The organism is uncultured Meiothermus sp., assembly GCF_937863175.1.
Lineage (GTDB): Bacteria > Deinococcota > Deinococci > Deinococcales > Thermaceae > Meiothermus.
The window spans coordinates 1-2,494 of sequence record NZ_CALMCQ010000044.1 but is presented as its reverse complement, the minus strand read 5'-3'; the positions used below and the strand labels follow the sequence as shown (position 1 = coordinate 2,494).

Genomic DNA, 2,494 nt, shown 5'->3' with positions numbered 1-2,494 from the left:
GAGGACCGGGGGGCGTGGGAGGCGTGTTTTTGGGTGGGGGGGGCGGGGGGCCGTCCTTGATCCCCGGGTGGGCCCTGGGGCGGGGTGGTTGGGTTGTTGGCAGGGGATTGCGGGGCGGTTGCTGCGGGAGCCTGGGGGGTGGCAGGGGTGGTCGTGTTGGGGGTTGCCGGGGTCAGGCGGCGGCCCCAGTTACGGGCGATGGCCTCGAGGTCACTAAACCTGAACCGGCCCTCGCTGGCGGTCCGCTCAATGGCCTGGGCATTGCCCGCAAGCCTGCCATTGCGGTCGTAGAAGGCCACCCTGGTCTCACGGAAACTTGCATCGGGCCGTACTCTTTTGTCCGGTAGGGGGGTGGCCGTAAAGCGGAAGACTTCCAGGTCTCGGCGGGGTCGGGTGAAGGCCGCATCAATATCCAAGAGACCGCTCTCTTCGTTGTAGCGAATTACGTACAGTACGTTGGAATCCGCTTTGAAGCTATCCAGGGCGGTTTTGAGATCTCTCAGGCGAATCTGAGCCTGAAATCCCCTGGCCTCTCGGTCACGTACCCGGAACAAATACGGGAAGGGGTCGGAGACCTCAGCCAACGGAAAGACCTGGTCGAGCCGGGGAGGCGGGGTATCACCGATGTTCAGGGTCACTTTCTGGGTGCGGCTGGAGAGGTTGGCATCCTCTACGCTAATGATTAGCTCAAAAGTACCCCGCTCCTGAGGGGTGCCACTGATACGCCCGTTGCTAAAACTAAGGCCTCTGGGCAGGCTGCCCTCGAGGTTAAACCGGTAGGGCCGGATACCGCCATCCGCCGTGAGGGTGGTGTTGTAGGGTTCGTCCACAAAGCCCGTGTCGAAGCGGGCCGTCAGGCGCAGAGGCTGGCGGTTCTGGTCGTTCTGACTGTCCGCACCGCAAGAAACCAGCATCAGACTCAGGGACAGTAGCGAGCCGGTTAGTGCGACCTTTCCCCATCTGGGCAGCCGGAGCATGGTTATAGTTTAGGCTTCAACATGAACCTTCGTTGTGAAAATAGCCTGGATGTTACTCATGGCTGGCAAATAATGCCTAGATTTACGCATAATCCCGGCCCTGGGAAACCTCGAGCCAGGGTTTACTGACAAGCAGCAGCACAGGGTTAATCTTCTGTATAGTGTGGGGCATGAGTGTTAAGCCCGACTGGTGGATACGTGAAAAGGCCCAGCAAGGCATGATTGAGCCTTTTGAGGAACGCCTGGTGCGCGATGGGGTGATTAGCTATGGGCTCTCGAGCTTTGGCTACGACCTGCGGGCTGCCAGGGAGTGGAAGATTTTTGCCAACGTATTCAATACCATCGCCGACCCCAAGGGTCTCGACCCCAAGAGTTTCGTGGATTTCGAGGGCGATCAGGTCATCATCCCTCCGAACTCTTTCGTGCTGGCCCGCAGCATGGAGTATATCCGGATGCCCGACAATGTTCTGGCCATTGCCATTGGCAAAAGCACCTATGCCCGGGTGGGTATTGTGGCCAACATCACCCCTCTCGAGCCCGGCTGGGAGGGGCATGTGACCCTCGAGTTCTCCAACACCACCCCCCTTCCGGCCAAAATGTACGGCGGAGAAGGCGTGGTGCAGCTGGTCTTTTTCGAGGGGGAACGCCCCGAAGTGACCTATGGTGACCGCAAGGGCAAGTACCAGGGCCAGCGCGGAATTACCTTGCCTCGAATCTAACCCGCTGGCGAGTTCTGGTCGGCGCGGGTAGACTATCCCGGATGCGGATCGCCCTGATTGTTGTCGCCCTGTTGACCCTGGCAGGTATGGCACTGTTCCTGCTTCAGGGAAGGGGTGGACTTCCCAGTATCGCGAACGAGCGCAGTTTTGGAGGAAACATGGAAGCCCTGCCCTACCAATCAGACCAGCCCGTCACCAGGTTTGCCAGAGCCGAGCAGGTGATTGACCCTGCCAAATTCGACTACTTCGCCGAGATCGAGACCACCCAGGGCAAGATTGGAATTGACCTTTTCGAAACCGAAGCGCCCAACACGGTTAACTCCTTTGTCTTTCTGGCCCTCAATCGTTACTTCGAGGGCATCGTGTTCCACCGGGTGATCCCGGGTTTTGTGGCCCAGACCGGCGACCCCACCGGCACCGGCACCGGCGGCCCAGGCTACCAGTTTGGCCTCGAGGTCAACCCCAGGCTCAACTTCGACAAAAAAGGTGTGCTGGGCATGGCCCGCACCATGGATCCCAACTCCAATGGCTCGCAATTTTTCATCACCTTTGGCCCCACCCCCAACCTCAACCAGCAGTACACGGTTTTTGGCCAGGTGGTGGAGGGAATGGGCGCGGTGGAGAGCATCGCCCCCACCGAAGGCCCCCAGCGCCGGCCCGACCGCGACCAGATCGTATCGGTGAAGATCTTTGCCAGGGGCAAATAGCCTATAGCTGATAGCTAAAAACTCTGCTTCCGGCTAATAGCTATCAACTATCAGCATGATTCCCGAAGGCACCCGCTACTATCTACCCCCC

General features: G+C 59.3%; 3 protein-coding genes. 2 read left to right on the top strand and 1 reads right to left on the bottom strand.

The window, feature by feature from the left end; all coding sequences use genetic code 11:
* Window positions 1–977 (bottom strand): Ig domain-containing protein (locus Q0288_RS01860; RefSeq protein WP_299426297.1); only part of this gene is annotated, 977 nt, incomplete at its 3' end.
* A gap of 170 nt (window positions 978–1,147) precedes the next feature.
* Here Q0288_RS01860 and dcd point away from each other — a divergent pair.
* Together dcd and Q0288_RS01850 are read left to right on the top strand one after the other, a co-directional pair.
* On the top strand, window positions 1,148–1,696 hold the full coding sequence (gene dcd, locus Q0288_RS01855) for a dCTP deaminase (protein WP_299426294.1): 549 nt from the start codon (window positions 1,148–1,150) through the stop codon (window positions 1,694–1,696).
* A gap of 158 nt (window positions 1,697–1,854) precedes the next feature.
* Window positions 1,855–2,403, top strand: a complete 549-nt coding sequence (locus Q0288_RS01850) for a peptidylprolyl isomerase (RefSeq protein ID WP_299426300.1) — start codon at window positions 1,855–1,857, stop codon at window positions 2,401–2,403.
* Window positions 2,404–2,494: the final 91 nt, after the last annotated feature.

Coding starts and splice junctions, on each gene's coding strand:
- dcd (WP_299426294.1), top strand. CDS start 1,148: ATGAGTGTTAAGCCCGACTGGTGGATACGTGAAAAGGCCCAGCAAGGC.
- Q0288_RS01850 (WP_299426300.1), top strand. CDS start 1,855: ATGGAAGCCCTGCCCTACCAATCAGACCAGCCCGTCACCAGGTTTGCC.